The sequence below is a fragment of the Streptococcus oralis genome (assembly GCF_003943385.1).
In the GTDB taxonomy this organism is placed as follows: Bacteria; Bacillota; Bacilli; order Lactobacillales; family Streptococcaceae; genus Streptococcus; species Streptococcus oralis_CA.
In genome coordinates this window covers 48,213-65,490 of sequence record NZ_RJPI01000006.1, presented here as the reverse complement: position 1 = coordinate 65,490, position 17,278 = coordinate 48,213, and the positions used below count along the sequence as shown (strand labels likewise).

17 protein-coding genes and 1 pseudogene are annotated in these 17,278 nt (G+C 38.2%); 8 read left to right on the top strand and 10 right to left on the bottom strand.

Features of this window, described 5'->3' with window-relative positions:
• Positions 1-61: 61 nt before the first annotated feature.
• Both D8803_RS05715 and D8803_RS05710 read right to left on the bottom strand, forming a co-directional pair.
• Complete coding sequence (locus D8803_RS05715; protein WP_000070716.1) at positions 62-1,537, bottom strand: hypothetical protein; 1,476 nt, start codon at positions 1,535-1,537, stop codon at positions 62-64.
• Positions 1,530-2,687: a hypothetical protein gene (locus D8803_RS05710; protein WP_000346786.1), complete on the bottom strand. Its 1,158-nt coding sequence runs from the start codon at positions 2,685-2,687 to the stop codon at positions 1,530-1,532. The genes D8803_RS05715 and D8803_RS05710 overlap by 8 nt, the downstream gene beginning before the upstream one ends.
• Positions 2,688-2,813: 126 nt before the next feature.
• Between D8803_RS05710 and coaB the strand changes: the two genes are divergently transcribed.
• From coaB to D8803_RS05685, 5 genes are all read left to right on the top strand, one after another.
• The gene (gene coaB / locus D8803_RS05705) at positions 2,814-3,503 is read left to right on the top strand and encodes a phosphopantothenate--cysteine ligase (RefSeq protein ID WP_000699522.1); all 690 of its coding nucleotides are present in this window, start codon (positions 2,814-2,816) and stop codon (positions 3,501-3,503) included.
• A gap of 11 nt (positions 3,504-3,514) precedes the next feature.
• Positions 3,515-4,066, top strand: coding sequence for a phosphopantothenoylcysteine decarboxylase (coaC, locus tag D8803_RS05700; protein WP_001274061.1), 552 nt, complete (start codon positions 3,515-3,517; stop codon positions 4,064-4,066).
• Positions 4,050-4,613, top strand: coding sequence for an ECF transporter S component (locus tag D8803_RS05695; RefSeq protein ID WP_000747404.1), 564 nt, complete (start codon positions 4,050-4,052; stop codon positions 4,611-4,613). The genes coaC and D8803_RS05695 overlap by 17 nt, the downstream gene beginning before the upstream one ends.
• 243 nt (positions 4,614-4,856) lie before the next feature.
• On the top strand, positions 4,857-5,384 hold the full coding sequence (locus D8803_RS05690; RefSeq protein WP_000354642.1) for an ECF transporter S component: 528 nt from the start codon (positions 4,857-4,859) through the stop codon (positions 5,382-5,384).
• 11 nt (positions 5,385-5,395) lie between these two features.
• Positions 5,396-5,911, top strand: coding sequence for a transcription repressor NadR (locus tag D8803_RS05685; protein ID WP_131200520.1), 516 nt, complete (start codon positions 5,396-5,398; stop codon positions 5,909-5,911).
• Here the strand turns inward: D8803_RS05685 and D8803_RS05680 are convergent.
• The 7 genes and pseudogenes from D8803_RS05680 to uvrB all read right to left on the bottom strand — a co-directional run bounded on the left by D8803_RS05680 (position 5,908) and on the right by uvrB (position 11,938).
• Positions 5,908-6,375, bottom strand: coding sequence for an 8-oxo-dGTP diphosphatase (locus D8803_RS05680; RefSeq protein ID WP_000091555.1), 468 nt, complete (start codon positions 6,373-6,375; stop codon positions 5,908-5,910). The genes D8803_RS05685 and D8803_RS05680 overlap by 4 nt on opposite strands.
• Positions 6,376-6,398: 23 nt before the next feature.
• Positions 6,399-6,941, bottom strand: coding sequence for a hypothetical protein (locus D8803_RS05675; RefSeq protein WP_000798528.1), 543 nt, complete (start codon positions 6,939-6,941; stop codon positions 6,399-6,401).
• 105 nt (positions 6,942-7,046) lie between these two features.
• Positions 7,047-7,910, bottom strand: a complete 864-nt coding sequence (locus D8803_RS05670; protein ID WP_000722316.1) for a hypothetical protein — start codon at positions 7,908-7,910, stop codon at positions 7,047-7,049.
• A gap of 40 nt (positions 7,911-7,950) precedes the next feature.
• A complete protein-coding gene (locus tag D8803_RS05665) occupies positions 7,951-8,577 on the bottom strand; it encodes an NAD(P)H-dependent oxidoreductase (protein ID WP_000699279.1) in 627 nt (208 codons plus the stop codon).
• Positions 8,578-8,591: 14 nt separating this feature from the next.
• Positions 8,592-8,791: pseudogene (locus D8803_RS09970) on the bottom strand (UvrB/UvrC motif-containing protein); the annotation flags it as partial.
• Between the two features lie 80 nt (positions 8,792-8,871).
• Entirely contained in the window at positions 8,872-9,909 is a 1,038-nt protein-coding gene (locus tag D8803_RS05655; protein ID WP_131200519.1) for an acyltransferase, read from the bottom strand.
• 40 nt (positions 9,910-9,949) lie between these two features.
• Positions 9,950-11,938 (bottom strand): excinuclease ABC subunit UvrB, encoded by a 1,989-nt coding sequence (uvrB, locus tag D8803_RS05650; protein WP_000610428.1) that lies wholly within the window; start codon positions 11,936-11,938, stop codon positions 9,950-9,952.
• Positions 11,939-12,118: 180 nt separating this feature from the next.
• Here uvrB and D8803_RS05645 point away from each other — a divergent pair, with 180 nt between their 5' ends.
• The 3 genes from D8803_RS05645 (at position 12,119) to zwf (ending at position 15,944) form a co-directional block, all read left to right on the top strand.
• Positions 12,119-13,567, top strand: a complete 1,449-nt coding sequence (locus D8803_RS05645) for an amino acid ABC transporter substrate-binding protein/permease (RefSeq protein ID WP_131200518.1) — start codon at positions 12,119-12,121, stop codon at positions 13,565-13,567.
• Positions 13,567-14,307, top strand: coding sequence for an amino acid ABC transporter ATP-binding protein (locus D8803_RS05640; protein ID WP_131200517.1), 741 nt, complete (start codon positions 13,567-13,569; stop codon positions 14,305-14,307). The genes D8803_RS05645 and D8803_RS05640 overlap by 1 nt, the downstream gene beginning before the upstream one ends.
• Before the next feature lie 149 nt (positions 14,308-14,456).
• Positions 14,457-15,944: a glucose-6-phosphate dehydrogenase gene (gene zwf / locus D8803_RS05635; protein WP_131200516.1), complete on the top strand. Its 1,488-nt coding sequence runs from the start codon at positions 14,457-14,459 to the stop codon at positions 15,942-15,944.
• Between the two features lie 44 nt (positions 15,945-15,988).
• Here zwf and ftsY read toward each other — a convergent pair whose 3' ends face one another.
• Positions 15,989-17,275, bottom strand: coding sequence for a signal recognition particle-docking protein FtsY (ftsY, locus tag D8803_RS05630; protein WP_131200515.1), 1,287 nt, complete (start codon positions 17,273-17,275; stop codon positions 15,989-15,991).
• Between the last annotated feature and the right edge of the window lie 3 nt (positions 17,276-17,278).

Here is a 17,278-nt window from a genome sequence, read left to right as displayed (position 1 = left end):
AGCCCTTTGAAAAATTTTATATGGCTTTATAGTTTTAGACTATAAAGAATCTGAAAATGATCTAGGAAAGAAAATAACTATCAATTTCAGTCAAATCATGAAGAATTTTTTTATCTTCGATTTCTAATTTTTCCGCCATCTCAATAGAGTACTCAAATCTAAGTTTAGTATTTATTGACAAATCAAACGAATACTCTTGTATTTCACCCAGTTTTTTATATTTTTCTATGATTTCGTTATAAATTGTAAGATAATGCTTATCTAAAATTTTTATGTAATTATTCAGATTTTCCTTATAGTCTTGAATTATTTTTTGTTCGCTATCATTTAATATTCCCTTCCCTATTTCCCAAATGATTGAACTAGCTATTGAACCTACTATAGAACCTAGAACTGGTATAGGAATCGTTGCTTGACCAATACAAGCACCAATTGTTGCAAAGGAAGCATCTATTACATTTAATGTCAAGAGATTCATAAGTTCATCTTGAGTTATTTCAGAAGATCTAAATCTCAAAACAACATCAATCATTCCATAAGTAGCCATTACTAAAGCACTGGCATTTGGAGCACTAATACCAAAGACGTTTGTTAATCCGTAAATGGAATAACCAGATATTGCCCCCTTTACAACTCCTTCAGCTGTGTCCAATCCACAATCTAACCAATCTGATTCTTCGAATTCAAAAATACTTTTTCCTTCTTTGTATTTTCCATATACACTTGACAACAAAGCTAAACCACCCTGTAAAAACGCTGCGTTTCTTGCAACCTTGCTAGCTTCTTTTAAATTTGGTAATGCATGTTTTTGCGCTACTAATCGTTTTCCATTTAATTCTTGTTGTTTCAGTCTAACTGTTTTACGAATATTCTTCTCTTCAGAACCTAAAAGAGAATGAATTGAATTTTTTTGAGCATCATTATAATTTAAAACAGAAGATTTCATCCAAGATTTGTATGAAGTAAGTCCTTTACTTTTGGTAATATCATTGATTGTTTGCCGTATATCCGTAATTTGTTTAATAGATAATCTTTTACCATTAAATTCAACTTCTTTTGCTCCAGCCATTATTTTTTCAAATACTAGCACGTGATCTTTTGGAAACATCATTTTCATTTTTGCACTGTAAAGAAATGATTGATCCAGTTCATCACGTAAATTATTATAAAACTTCATTTGAATGGTATTTCTACCAATTAATAAATCGGCAGGTCCATTATCATTCAATACTTTTACAATAGGATTTAATCCTTCAATAGCTCTCCTCGCATTTACAATCCCAGCTTCTGCAAATTCAGCGATAAAGCCGTGACCACCGTTCTCTCCTCCACGCTTCTTTAGAATAACATCTTCAATATTATCTCTAGTATGGTTTAAGATTTTTGAGACATTATCCTTGTTTAAGATGACTTTACACGCTTCATCCTCTATGATTTTCATAGCAATTTGTAAGTCTTGAATCCTTAAATTATTTAAACAATTGACATATGCACCAATACCTTGGTTAAAAGCTTGATTAAAAATCTGGTTACTCATTTATTCTAATTTCCTTATTTACCATAGCGGTTAATGATAGAGTTGAATTCACTAAAGCACCTGCCTGATATTTTTCATCTTCAGTAAATAAGCTATAGTCCATCCCAGTTAAAGATAAATTGGCTAAATAAATTCCTTCTGTTTGTTTTTCAGTTAGTTCTATTAATTCCGTAACTTCTATTACTTTTTCTTTAAGTTGTCTAGCCAACAATTCTACCTTTTTCTGTTCCTCCATAGCCTCTTTTGCAACTTCTTCATTTTTCCTATTAGCTACTACACCAGCGCCTATAGAAGCGGTCAACATAGCGCCTGCAATTCCCCAACCGACAGGACCAGCCAATGCTAAAAATGCGTTACCGGCTGCCACTCCACCGCCACCAGCTGCTACACTTCCACCACCTAACCAAGCCAGAGCGGCGCTATTTGCTGCAGCACCTGACAAACTTGAAATTGCAGTACCTGTTGATGCAACACCAAATGTAGTTGCAACACCCATAGCGGCAGTAGGCCCTAAAGTTGCAACTGTTACTCCTAATGCGCTAAGTGAAGCCGTAGCCGCTGTGCTACCACTTGCTAATTCAGCTTCCTTAATTGACTGTGAAATAGCAATTTGCTTATCTTCAAAATTTTGAATTTCAACATCAATTGCTTCTAATTTTGTTTCAAACTCTTTTGGTTTATTTGCTAGTTTGTTAATTCTTTCTTCAACAATTTTTACAACTTTGATAGCTTTATCCCTAACCTGATAAAGCTCTATTGATTTATTAGCCAAGCTATCAGCTTCCTCATTATAACAACTAATAGCTTCATTATATCCATCAACAGCTTCTTGTCTTAGTTTAGAATTAAAAAGGTCTACCGATTCAATTTGTTCTTTTGTATTATTCGCTATTTTCCCAGCTTCGTTAAATGTTTCAGAAGTCACATTTGTTATCTGATGTGCTACATCTCCGGCAACTCCAACAGCTTTCTCTGAGACAACATTACCAACTTGGCTTGATACTTCACCTATAGTTTTTACAGATTCTGTAATAACTTCTCCAGTAAATTTACTCGCTTCATTTAAGGCTTCGCTAGTAGCAGAACCGACATCATTCAATACTTTTCCAGCTTCTTTTACAATATTGTCCGCAAATTTTAAAAAATCCATAGTAATACCCCTTTTAATTTACTTAGATTCATTATCTTATTTATTACTATAAATGTCAATAATAATATATTTTTCTTTTAAATGCTTTCATTTTACTTAACGTTTATTTTTGTGTACAATAGTCCTATGAAAATTTTAGTTACGTCGGGCGGTACGAGTGAAGCTATTGATAGCGTCCGCTCTATTACGAACCATTCCACTGGTCGCTTGGGGAAAATCATCACAGAAACCTTGCTTGCTGCAGGGCATGAAGTTTGTTTGATAACTACTAACAGAGCTCTTAAGCCAGAACCTCGTCCCCATTTAACCATTCGAGAAATCAAAAATACTAATGATCTTCTTTTAGAGATGAAAGAGCATGTTCAAAATTATCAGGTTCTGATTCATTCTATGGCAGTTTCTGACTACACTCCTGTTTATATGACGGGGCTTGAGGAAGTTCAGGCTAGCCCTAATTTAGAAGAATTTTTAAGCAAGCAGAATCATCAGACTAAGATTTCTTCAACTGATGAGGTTCAGGTCTTATTCCTGAAAAAAACACCCAAAATCATCTCTCTGGTCAAAGAATGGAATCCTGCCATTCATCTGATTGGGTTTAAATTGCTGGTTGATGTCTCTGAAGATTATCTCATTGAGATTGCTCGAAAGAGTCTTGTCAAGAACCAGGCAGACCTAATCATTGCAAATGACCTTACTCAAATCTCAGCGAATCAACATCGAGCAATCTTTGTTGAGAGAGAGCATCTTCAAACTGTTCAAACCAAAGAGGAAATTGCAAGCCTCCTCCTTGAAAACATTCAAGCATACGATTCTTAGAAAGGAAAGCCATGGCCAACATTCTGATCGCAGTGACAGGTTCCATTGCCTCCTATAAATCAGCCGACCTGGTCAGTTCTTTGAAAAAACAAGGCCATCATGTCACTGTCCTAATGACTGAGTCGGCAAGAGAGTTTATCCAACCTTTGACACTACAAGTCCTCTCTCAAAATCCTGTCCACCTTGATGTCATGCAGGAACCCTATACTGATCAAGTCAATCATATTGAAAGAGGCAAAGAAACCGACCTTTTTATCGTCGTCCCCGCTACCGCTAATACCATTGCCAAACTTGCGCATGGTTTTGCGGATAACATGGTTACGAGTACAGCTCTTGCCCTGCCAGACCACGTCAAAAAGTTAGTCGCACCAGCCATGAACACAAAAATGTATAACCATCCGGCAACTCAGGCTAATCTAAAAACATTAGAGACCTATGGTTATCAGATTATCTCACCAAAGGAATCTCTACTAGCCTGTGGCGATTACGGAAAAGGCGCCCTAGCTGACCTGAATACTATTTTAGAAAGAATAAAGGAAACCCTCGATGAAAAAACGCTCTAATATTGCGCCCATTGCAATCTTTTTTGCAACTATGCTCGTTATCCACTTTTTAAGTTCAATCCTGTTTAATCTTTTCCCATTTCCAATCAAACCAACTATCGTGCATATTCCTGTTATTATTGCAAGTATTATTTACGGCCCACGAGTTGGTGTTACACTTGGTTTCTTGATGGGGCTACTTAGCTTGACGGTCAACACGATTACAATCCTTCCAACCAGCTATCTATTCTCACCTTTTGTACCAAACGGAAACATCTATTCCGCAATGATCGCCATCCTACCTCGCATTTTGATTGGTCTCACACCTTATTTAGTTTATAAATTATTGAAAAACAGAACAGGCCTCATCATTGCCGGAGCTCTCGGTTCCCTTACCAACACCGTCTTTGTCCTTGGGGGAATCTTCTTCCTTTTCGGAAATGTCTTCAATGGCAATATCCAAAAACTCCTAGCAACTGTCATCTCTACAAACTCAATTGCTGAACTCCTCATCTCAGCCATCCTAACTGTAGCAATTGTCCCACGTCTCGAAACCTTGAAGAAATAAAAAAACAACTCCACTTTCGTCCTGAAGGTGGAGTTTTAGTTTTCACAAGTAAAGGCTCATCTTCTACTCATAAAAAGTTATTTACCAAGGAGTCATTCGTTCAAAATTTTGAAAATATATGAAAATTTTTTGAATTTACCACCTATACTTTTGAAAATTTCCAATAAAATCAAAATAAATTCTTGACATGTCTATCTATTTATTGTACTATACTTGTGTATATACAGTTAAATGGAGGTTCTTATGGATATACGGAAAAAAACGCAGTTTATGACCATGACTGCCCTACTCACTGCAATAGCGATTTTGATTCCAATCATTATGCCTTTTAAAATCGTTATCCCACCGGCTTCTTACACCTTGGGAAGTCATATCCCCATCTTTATCGCCATGTTTCTTTCGCCTTTGATGGCTGCTTTTGTGATTATTGCTTCTAGTCTTGGCTTCCTGATGGCAGGCTATCCCATGGTTATCGTCCTGCGCGCCTTCTCTCACATCGTTTTTGGTACTTTGGGGGCTTTGTACTTAAAGAAATTCCCTGAAACCTTGGATAAACCAAAGACATCTTGGATTTTTAACTTTGTTTTGGGTGTTGTTCATGCTATCGCTGAAGTAATAGCTTGTATCATCTTCTATGCTACTTCAGGGACAAATGTTGAAAATATGTTTTATGTTCTCTTTGTTCTAGTTGGTTTTGGTACAATTATCCATAGTATGGTAGACTATACATTAGCACTAGCTGTCTTTAAAGTGCTTCGAAAACGTCGCTAAAAGGAAAAACTATGACAAAGGATCGCAAACAAGCTCTTCTCAAACTTTTAAAAGAGTCACCAAAAGCTCTCAATGGTCAAACCTTGGCTGAACACTTTCATGTCACACGCCAAATCATCGTCCAAGACATTGCCATCTTGCGAGCCGACGGCGCTCCTATCTTGTCAACCAATCGTGGTTATATCTACAAAGAAAATGATGCCAACCCCTACGTCCACAAACTCTTTAAACTGAAACATGAACTGGAAGAAATTGGTCAGGAACTTTTGGCTATAGTAGATAATGGCGGACGCGTTCAAAATATCTTAATTGATCATCCCGTTTATGGTGAAATTGAAACCCTGCTCAAACTCACCTGCCGCCGAGATGTCCAGCACTTTCTGGAACAAGTCGAGAATTCAGACTTTAGACCACTTTCTGAATTGACAGACGGCATCCATTACCACCTTGTTGAGGCCGAGACACAACAAGACCTCCACTATATCGAGGAGGCCTTGGATCAGTTAGGCTATTTGGTAAAGGATTAGAAAATTTTCTTTTCCCAATCGTCTTCTGTACGGCGGGGGTAGAAAAATTCAGACTTGTCAGGTGCTTCCATCATCTCCATCAAGGGTAGCATATCATAGGCCAGATCCAAGTTTGGAATCTGGTCTTTTTGCACCCAAGATACTTCTCCTTCTTCTGAGGATTGGAGATTTCCAGTAAACTCTGTCGCCTTATAGCAAACGACGATGTAGCGCTCACCTGTATCTAGTGGCCAATTTTTAATGCCGACAAGTTGAGGATTTTGGATAGTCAATCCTGTTTCTTCATAGATTTCACGAATGACAGACTCTGCGAAAGCCTCGCCATTTTCTACATGACCTCCTGGAAAGGCATAACCAGACCAGCGATTCTCTTCAGGAGAGCGATATTGCATGACTACTCGCTGATTTTTAAGGTCTTCAATCAGACAAATGTTTGTTAAAATCGTTAATTGGGAGCGGGACATAAATTTACTCACTTTCTAAGTTGTTATATAATTTTTTCAGACTTGATGTCAGATTTCATGATAAAGGGATTGATCAGCTCATGATAATAGTATACATCATGAAGCAAATATCCTTTTGTTATGACAATTTCTTGTTCCCTAACTTCATAATCAATAGTGATTGGAACAGGAGGATTTGGAATAAGAGCGAAGACGACAATTACAAATAACCAAATATAAAAACTACAAATCGCACTGCGCACTCCTTCAAGGAAGCGATATTTCCCCTTTAAAAAGTAAATAAAAATATGCGAAATAGAGAGAATAATTGGAACAAAAATCCCTGTATTCCACGCTATGGGAATAAATTTCAGTCCAAATATCCCAAATAGAAGATCAAGAATTGCAAAGGACCTCAAAAAGCGAATAAATAGAGTAAAAATTAGAAGAAAGAGCCAAATATTCCAAATAATCGGAGTAAATGATAAACCAAATGACCATAATATGAAATGAGCGATAACAAATGCTATCAGTAAGGAATATAGGACAGTATAAATAAGCTTGTTAAAAGTACTTGAATTTTTCACTATTTATTTCTCCTTTAAATTCAAACTACTAACTAATGACTAATATCCATCACTTTTAAATTATCTCGTCTATTATTTTAACACAAATTATTACATATAAAATTTTTAGTTAAAATTACTTCCATAATAGAGCATCTTATGGTTTTGAATCTTTAAAGGGACACTACTACCTGAACGATATCCTTTAGCACCATAGTAGTAAGAAACCTCATAAAAAGCATCTGGCAACTCGGCATTATCTATCCCATTTGAAATAAATCCTGTCAGTCCGCCTTCACTATCAAAATAATCTTTCTCACCCTCTTCTAAAACAGTATCGCGATAGATGATGTATCCTTTAATCATTTCTTTTCCCAAGAATTCATCAATAGGAATATCATACAAACCTTGAAAAGCTTTCCCTTCCTTACGGTTCTTTTCAATGAGATCATAATAGTCTTGAATATCCCCAGATTCAGTATCGACACTCCAGTAACTATTTACGAATTCCAAATTGGGATTTTCATATTGCTTAAAAAAATTCTCTACCTTCTCTTTGTGAGAAATACTGACAGGATGTTGGTTGAGTAGTTTATGAGCCATGTCTGAAAATTCTTGTAACATGGTTTTCGTAGTCCCATCATAGGCTAGTTCTTCATCAGTCTTTTGGGGATTGTATTTTGAGGACTTTGGACGATAAAACAAGGCATGACTCACAGTGACTCTACTTCCATCAACTTCTTCACTATAATTGTATTCAATTTTGTATTTTTCAGAAGTCCATTTATCTCTAGAAAACCTCGTAACCTTCATATCTCCTTTAAAACCATACAAATCAAGGGTTCTTCTTACTGCTGTCTCTACTTCCGCTTGATTTGCTTCAGGAAAAATATCATAAGTTGTTGTAAAGATAAGGAAGGCAAAACGTAGAATAAAGAATAAAGGGACAATATTTACAATGAAGAAAATTAACAGTAAAATTTTTTTCATTACTAGCTTCTCCTAGATAAACATATTTAAATTTATTTCACTAATCCAACGCCTTGACTTCCTCAGCTACTTTTTGCAGATATTTTTGTCTTGTAGAATTTGTATTCACCTCACGCCCTAACTCACCTAAAATTGAAACTTTCTTTGTTTTGATACCACAATGATTCAGGACAGCATTCTTTAATACTGATATTCCATAACTGTCTGGAATATTGATAGAACCTGAAAATACTTTGTACCACCATGTTGGTGCCATGGATGTTGCGTAAATACTGGCTGTTTTTCCTTTTAGTAACTTTTTAAACTGCTGACCCCTTAAGTAGTTCCAAATAAAACTTCCTTGGTTATTTGCAGAGTATGCAATTCCTGGCGTGAAAACACGATCAATCCAACCTTTCAATAGACTAGGCATACTACTCCACCAAATTGGATAAACAAAAATGAAATGATCTGCCCACTGGATTAGTTCCTGGGAGCGACGTATGAAAGAGTCCTCTTCCATACGTTTTCGATAACCACAACGTAATACAGGATCAAAATCTATCTCATTTAGGTTAATAGATTCAAGCTCATGGCGATTTGAGTCAATATTTTCTACAATCGTTCGAAAAATTTCTTGACAGAAACTTCCCTTGTCAGGATGTCCATTGATGACTAAAATTTTCATTCATTTTCTCCTATCTAATCCAACACTTTGACTTCTAGCATCATACCACGTATCTGAGTTGCTAGTTCAAAATCAAGCACTTCGACGGCTTCTTGCATTTGTTTTTCCAGTTTCTTGACGAGTTCTTTATGCTTTAGTTTTTGAGGTTATTGATATCGACTTCCTTGTCCTCTTCTTTGGAAACTGCCTTGGTCACGGCAATAAGGTCACGTATAATCTCAGTAAACCTTAAGTTCTCAATACAGTGTATATTTTAGTGCCTCTTGCTCCTATTTTTAATAAGACAATAAAGTTTTAAGTCTGTTTAAGATTTTTAAAACTCTTGATTAAAGTAAGAATATACGCCATTAATTTATTTCTAAAATACTCAATGATAGCACCAGAAAAAAACAGGATCAGTGTCATAACTAGAATAATAATGACAAACATGTAAAATTCTTGTTCTTCAACTAAAGTATGGATGGTTGGTATAATTCTTCTAAAAATAAGAGGATGTACATGAAACAGATAAACACCCAAAGTTAGTGGAGATACTAAAAGAACTAGTTTCTTAAAAGTTAAGGGAAGATTTTTAATATTCAAGAAGAGTAAAAATATTGCTATTCCTTGCAGTGTGACCGTTGGAGAAATATAACTTCTCCACTGTTCAAAACCAAGCCAGCATAATATAAAAGTTAAACTAGTTAGAAATAAAATGAATCCACTAACATTACGTATTTGAAAACGACTTTCGTAATTTGATTTTCTAATTATTGCTCCCAAAGTGTACAAGAGGATCATCCATAATACACTATAACCACCCCACAAGCCCAGAATATCTTGTTTAAATACCGTGGGTATGACAGAAAAGTATATAAACGCTCCACTAACAATTGGAAGCAATTGTTCTTTTTTCAATATCAGCACTGCTTGATTCAAAAATGGTGCTATTAAGACTAAACCAAAATAGCAACTCATATACCAATACTGTCCATGACTTATTGGAGTTAAAGCTGAAAACCAATCACTTAAGTTGACAGATGATTTTGAAAAAATAGCAAATACAAAAGTAATTGAAATAGTATAGAAAATAATCTGTACCCAAAAACTAAACATTTTTTTATAACTAAATTGTGAATAAAGACCGACATACCCACTGATTAAAATATAAATATTTACAGCTGAATGTGAGAAAGCTTCTAAAAAATTTGCAAAAATATAGTAAAGATCTTTTTGACTATCAACTTTCTCCAAAATTCCTCCCATACCTAAAACATGTAAATTGCAAATCATCAACATAGCTAAAATTCTACAACATTCAATGCCTATGTGTTTAGTTTTTTTTGCTGTCATATTATGTCTTTCTATATATTTCTATTTCTTTATAATTTTTTCAGTTTAACGCCTTGACTTCCAGCATCATATCACGTATCTGAGCTGCCAGTTCAAAATCAAGTACTTCGACGGCTTCTTGCATTTGTTTTTCGAGTTTCTTGACGAGTTCCTTGCGTTCATGTTTGTTGAGACTATTGATATCGACTTCCTTGTCCTCTTCCTTGGCAACTGCCTTGGTTACAGCAATCAGGTCACGGATTTCTTTCTTAATTGTCTGAGGTACAATACCATGTTCTTCATTATAGGCCATCTGGATTTTCCGACGACGGGCCGTTTCATCGATAGCACGTTGCATAGACTGAGTCATCGTGTCCGCATACATGATGACATGCCCTTCGCTATTACGGGCAGCACGACCAATGGTCTGGATGAGGCCACGTTCGTTACGAAGGAAACCTTCCTTGTCAGCATCTAGAATAGCAACCAAGCTTACCTCAGGAACGTCAATCCCTTCACGGAGCAGGTTGATTCCGACCAAGACATCAAAAACACCCAAGCGCAGGTCACGGATAATCTCCGTCCGCTCCAAGGTCTTGATATCCGAGTGCATGTACTTGACTTTGATCCCCATTTCCTTGAAGTAGTCAGTCAGGTCTTCTGCCATTTTCTTGGTCAAGGTGGTAATAAAGGTTCGCTCATTTTTTTCAACACGGGCATTGATTTCACCTAAGAGGTCATCAATCTGTCCCATAGTCGGACGAACTTCCACTTCTGGATCCAAGAGTCCTGTTGGACGAATGATTTGCTCAATCACTGTCTCGGTCTGTTCATTTTCGTAGTCGCCTGGTGTTGCTGAAACGTAAACAATCTGATGAACATGACTCTCAAACTCCTCCCGACGGAGAGGACGATTGTCCAAGGCTGACGGTAAACGGAAACCATAATTGACCAACATTTCCTTACGCGAACGGTCTCCATTGTACATACCTTTGATTTGCCCCATGGTCATGTGACTTTCATCAATCATAATCAAGAAATCATCTGGGAAGAAGTCAAGAAGCGTATAAGGAGGCTCTCCTTCACTACGACCATCCATGTGACGAGAGTAGTTCTCAACCCCATTTGTATAACCCATCTCACGTAACATCTCAATATCATACTCTGTGCGCTGCTTCAAACGCTGGGCTTCTAGCAGTTTACCTTCCTTCTCAAAGACAGCTAACTGCTCCTCCAACTCTGCTTGAATCTTGGCAATAGCAACCTCCATGTGGTCGTCATTAGTCACAAAGTGAGTGGCAGGGAAAATCGCCAAATGATCCACTTCACCAAGGACTTGACCTGTCAAAGCCTCAACCTCACGGATACGGTCAATCTCATCCCCGAAAAACTCTACTCGAAAAGCGTGTTCATCTCGGGATGCTGGGAAAATCTCCACCACATCCCCACGCACGCGAAATCTTCCCCGTTGGAAATCAATATCATTGCGCTCAAACTGGATATCCACCAAGTCATTCAAGAGTTTATCACGAGAAATTTCAAGACCTGGACGGAGACTTACAACACTATCAGCGTATTCCTTTGGCGAACCCAGACCATAGATACAAGAAACAGAAGCCACAACGATGACATCATTGCGCTCCAGAAGTGCTGAAGTCGCTGAGTGACGAAGCTTGTCAATCTCGTCATTGACTGAACTGTCCTTCTCAATATAGGTATCACTAGAAGGAACATAGGCCTCGGGTTGGTAATAGTCATAGTATGAAACAAAGTACTCAACAGCATTTTCAGGGAAAAATTCCTTAAACTCCCCATAGAGCTGACCAGCTAGGGTTTTGTTATGGGCAATGACCAAAGTAGGTTTATTGACTTTGGAAATGACCTGACTCATGGTATAGGTCTTCCCAGTACCAGTCGCCCCCATCAAAATTTGGGCCTTTTCTCCACCCTCGATATTGTCAACCAACTGCTCAATCGCTTGGGGTTGATCTCCTGAAGGTTGGTATTTTGATACTAGTTTAAATTGATTGTCTGTAATCCGATTAATCATAATTACCTCGTACACACTTTCTATCCTTCTATTTTACCATAAATTCCATTAGATTCTTTATCTATTGACTTTAACAAACCCACATTTTTATGTCATATCTTCTTACATAATAATCATTAAAATTTGCCTTCTGACTTTTTTTCTGTTATAATTAAAAAATATTCAGAAAGGAGACTAAAAATGAAGAAAAAAATTCTAGCATGTTTGCTTATTTTATTTCCCATTTTCTCACTAGGAATAGCAAAAGCTGACACTGTTAAATCAAAGTATATTATTGCAAGTGATTCATCTTTTGCACCTTTTGTATTTCAAAATTCAAACAACGAGTACACCGGTATTGATATGGACTTGATTAAAGCTATTGCCAAAGATCAAGGTTTCGAAATTGAAATTACCAACCCAGGATTTGACGCAGCAATCAGTGCTGTTCAAGCAGGACAAGCAGATGGTATCATTGCTGGTATGTCTGTAACAGATGCTCGTAAAGCTACATTTGATTTCTCTGATTCCTACTACACTGCTAATACTATTCTTGGTGTAAAAGAATCTAGTACCATCGCTTCTTATGAAGATCTCAAGGATAAGACAGTTGGTGTAAAAAACGGAACTGCTTCTCAAACGTTCCTTACTGAAAACCAAAGCAAATACGGCTACAAGATTAAAACTTTTTCAGATGGCGCATCTATGTATGACAGTCTCAACACTGGAGCTATCGATGCCGTGATGGATGATGAACCTGTTCTCAAATATTCTATCAGTCAAGGGCAAAAATTGAAAACGCCAATCACTGGAACTCCAATCGGTGAAACAGCCTTTGCCGTTAAGAAAGGCAGCAATCCAGAATTGATCCAGATGTTCAATAAGGGGCTTGCCAACCTCAAAGCAAACGGAGAATTCCAAAAAATTCTCGATAAGTATCTAGCCAGCGGAGCAGCAACTACTTCTACAAGTACGGTTGACGAAACAACTATCTGGGGCTTGCTTCAAAACAACTACAAACAACTCCTTAGTGGACTTGGAATCACTCTTGCCTTAGCACTTATTTCATTTGCAATTGCCATTGTCATCGGTATTATCTTCGGTATGTTTAGCGTTAGCCCATACAAATCTCTTCGTCTGATTTCTGAGATTTTCGTTGACGTTATCCGTGGTATTCCTTTGATGATTCTTGCAGCCTTCATCTTCTGGGGTATTCCAAACTTCATCGAGTCGATTACAGGCCAACAAAGTCCAATCAATGACTTTGTAGCTGGTACTATTGCCCTCTCACTTAATGCAGCTGCTTATATCGCTGAAATTGTTCGTGGTGGGATCCAAGCCGTTCCAGTTGGACAAATGGAGGCCAGCAGAAGCCTAGGTATCTCCTACGGAAAAACCATGCGTAAGATTATCTTGCCGCAAGCAACTAAATTGATGTTGCCAAACTTTTTCAACCAATTCGTTATCGCTCTTAAAGATACAACCATCGTGTCTGCTATCGGACTGGTGGAACTTTTCCAAACTGGTAAGATCATCATCGCCCGTAACTACCAAAGTTTCAAGATGTATGCAATCCTTGCTATCTTCTATCTTGTAATTATCACGCTTTTGACTAGACTAGCGAAACGCTTAGAAAAGAGGATTCGTTAATGGCAAAACTAAAAATTGATGTAAATGATTTGCATAAGTATTATGGAAAAAACGAAGTTTTAAAAGGCATTACTACTAAATTCTATGAAGGAGATGTTGTCTGTATCATCAGTCCTTCTGGTTCTGGAAAATCCACATTCCTCCGTAGCCTTAACCTTCTCGAGGAGATAACGAGTGGCCACATCACAGTGAATGGTTATGATTTGACTGAAAAGTCAACCAATGTCGACCATGTTCGTGAGAACGTGGGAATGGTTTTCCAACACTTCAATCTCTTTCCTCATATGTCCGTCCTAGAGAATATCACTTTTGCTCCTATTGAACACAAACGGATGACCAAAGAAGAAGCTGAAAAATTGGGGATGGAGTTGCTTGAAAAGGTTGGACTAGCAGATAAAGCTAATGCCAATCCAGATAGTCTTTCAGGTGGTCAGAAACAGCGTGTAGCTATCGCTCGTGGACTTGCCATGAATCCTGATATCATGCTCTTTGATGAACCAACTTCTGCTCTTGACCCTGAAATGGTTGGAGATGTACTAAACGTTATGAAGGAATTGGCGGAACAAGGCATGACCATGATCATCGTAACCCACGAAATGGGATTTGCTCGTCAGGTGGCCAACCGTGTTATCTTTACGGCTGATGGTGAATTCCTGGAAGATGGAACTCCAGATCAAATCTTCGACAACCCGCAACACCCTCGTCTGAAAGAGTTCTTGGACAAGGTCTTAAACGTATAAAACAAAACTGTAAGATTCTCCTTACAGTTTTTTAATTACGTATTGGATTTTTTGATTTTTTTGAAAATTATGATAAAATAAAAACTATGACAATGAGGAAATCTCATCCCTAGTCCAACTAGGAAAAAATATAGAAATTAGGTAGCTAGATGTCATCAAAGGTTATTGTTACAATTTTCGGTGCGAGTGGAGATTTAGCTAAACGCAAACTCTACCCTTCCCTTTTCAGACTCTATAAATCAGGCAATCTCTCTGAGCATTTCGCAGTTATCGGAACAGCTCGTAGACCTTGGAGTAAGGAATATTTTGAATCTGTAGTTGTCGAGTCCATCCTTGATTTGGCAGATAGTACCGAGCAAGCCCAAGAATTTGCTAGCCACTTCTACTATCAAAGCCATGATGTGAATGATACGGAACATTACATTGCTTTACGTCAATTACAAGCTGAGCTTGATGAGAAATACCAAGCGGACCACAACAAGCTCTTCTTCTTGTCTATGGCACCTCAGTTCTTTGGAACCATTGCCAAGCACCTCAAATCTGAAAACATTGTTGATGGTAAAGGTTTTGAGCGCTTGATCGTTGAGAAACCATTTGGTACAGACTACGAAACAGCTAGCAAACTCAATGAAGATCTCCTTGCTGCCTTTGATGAGGAGCAAATCTACCGTATCGACCATTACCTAGGTAAAGAGATGATTCAGAGTATCTTTGCTGTTCGTTTTGCCAACATGATCTTTGAGAATGTTTGGAACCGTGAGCACATTGATAATGTGCAGATTACCTTTGCGGAACGCTTGGGTGTTGAGGAACGTGGTGGCTACTATGATGAATCTGGTGCCCTCCGTGACATGGTTCAAAACCACACTCTCCAGCTTTTATCTCTTCTAGCCATGGACAAGCCTGCCAGCTTTACAAAAGATGAGATTCGTGCTGAAAAGATAAAGGTATTTAAAAATCTCCACCAACCAAGTGAGGAAGAATTAAAAGAACACTTTATCCGTGGTCAATACCGTTCTGGAAAGATCGATGGTAAGAAGTATATTTCCTATCGTAGCGAACCAAATGTCGACCCTGAATCTACAACAGAAACCTTTGCCTCTGGTGCCTTCTTTGTAGACAGCGATCGTTTCCGTGGCGTTCCTTTCTTCTTCCGTACTGGTAAACGTCTGACAGAAAAAGGCACTCATGTCAATATCGTCTTTAAGCAAATGGACTCTATCTTTGGAGAATCTTTGGCACCAAATATCTTGACTATCTATATCCAACCAACTGAAGGCTTCTCTCTTAGTCTCAATGGTAAACAAGTAGGTGAAGAATTTAACCTGGCACCAAGTTCTTTAGATTATCGTACAGATGCTACCGCTACTGGGGCTTCACCAGATCCATACGAAAAGCTAATCTACGATGTCTTGAACAACAATTCTACCAACTTTAGCCACTGGGACGAGGTGAGTGCTTCTTGGAAATTGATTGACCGTATCGAAGAGCTCTGGGCTGAAAATGGAGCTCCACTTTACGATTATAAAGCTGGAAGTATGGGGCCACAAGCTAGCTTTGACCTACTTGAAAAGTATGGAGCCAAATGGACCTGGCAACCAGATATCGCCTATCGTGAAGATGGTCGTTTAGAATAGCAAAAATATCCTGCAAGTCAATTTTGCAGGATATTTATTTTGTATTAAATCAAGCCTTCTAAGAGACCCTTCATAAAGTTTTCTGAGTTAAATTCCCCAATATCATCAATTTTTTCACCGAAACCGATCAATTTTACAGGGATATTGAGTTCTTCTCGAATTGCCAAAACGACACCACCACGGGCAGTTCCATCAATCTTAGTCAATACAATACCGGTAACAGGGGTAATTTTCGAGAATTCTTTAGCTTGTACCAAGGCATTCTGTCCAGTTGACGCATCAAGAGCCAGGAAAGTTTCATGGGGTGCTTCTGGCACGACACGTTTGATAATACGACCAATCTTTTCCAACTCGGCCATAAGGTTGTCCTTGTTTTGCAGACGGCCTGCTGTATCAATCATGAGAATATCAATCCCTTCGGCTACGGCGCGTTCCATTCCATCAAAGACCACACTAGCAGGATCAGCTTTTTCTGGTCCCGTCACAACAGGAACATCCACACGACGGCCCCATTCAGCTAGCTGGGCAACGGCTCCAGCACGGAAGGTATCCGCAGCAACCAGCATGACTTTCTTGCCAGCTTGTTTGTAACGATGAGCTAATTTCCCGATAGAAGTTGTCTTCCCAACACCATTAACACCAACAAAGAGCATGACTGTCAAGCCATCTTGGAAATGGATTTGTTCATCATAGTTGCCATCCTTCTCATAGAGTTCAACTAATTTCTCAATAATGACACGACGAAGTGCGTCAGGCTTCTTAGCGTTTTCTAATTTGGCTTCATAGCGTAGTTCTTCTGTTAAGTTGGAAGCAACTTGCACACCTACGTCACTCATGATGAGCAATTCTTCCAATTCTTCGAAGAAGTTTTCATCGACAGAGCGGAAGTTGGCAAAGAAAGCATTCAAACGAGCACCGAATCCTGTACGGGTTTTCTTGAGACTGCGGTCATATTTTTCCTGAACGGTTTCTTCAGGTTGGGGAAGTTCTTCTTCTACTACTTCAGACGCTAGCTCTTCTTCTGTTTCTAAGTTCTCTTCTTCAAGAACTTCTTCTGCCTCTTGGCTTTGCTCTAGCTCATCAGATTCTAGCTCAAGCTCTTCCTGAGCAGTTTCTTCGACTGCTTCTGGTTCAATAACTTCTTCTGTCGAGATCTGAGGAAGTTCTCCTTGAGCAGGTGTTTCTTCCACTTTGTCCGTCGCTGTTTCTTCGACTGCCGCTTGGCTCTCTTCAACCTCTTCTGACAAATCAAGATTTTCCAGTGCTTCTTTTACAACATCTTCGATTTTCGGCTCTTCTTTTTTCCCGAATAAACGGTCAAATAATCCCATATT